We start from the raw sequence: 315 nt of genomic DNA, 5'->3' as shown, positions 1-315 counted from the left end.
TCCGCGCACGAGCGGGCTGTGGCACGAGATCCGCGAGCAGATCGTCGAGCAGATCTCCCGCCAGGGCGGCCGCACCCAGACGGTCGACGGTCCCTTCGGGCCGGAGCTGCGCGCCGAGATCCCGGCGCCGTCGGGCAACGCACCCGGCGTCCGGATCGCGCGCTTCGTCGGTGTCGACGGCCCGCGCTGGTTCCTGCGCGGCGTGATCAGCGGCAAGGCCGCCGTGGAGCCCGAGGCCGCGGCCCAGGTGGAGGACCTGTTCCGCAGCATCGTCGTGGTGCGCGGGAACACCCCGATGCCGCCGCGCGACCTGAT

Annotated in this window: 1 protein-coding gene; it reads left to right on the top strand. The window is 74.3% G+C overall.

Annotated features, from left to right (window positions below):
* Nucleotides 1-315 (top strand): DUF3710 domain-containing protein (locus tag FJ658_RS15735; RefSeq protein WP_141146258.1); only part of this gene is annotated, 315 nt, incomplete at both ends.

The organism is Schumannella sp. 10F1B-5-1, from assembly GCF_006517535.1.
Taxonomy (GTDB): Bacteria; Actinomycetota; Actinomycetes; order Actinomycetales; family Microbacteriaceae; genus Schumannella.
The sequence above is the reverse complement of the archived record's forward strand: the minus strand, read 5'-3'. Positions and strand labels throughout refer to the sequence as shown.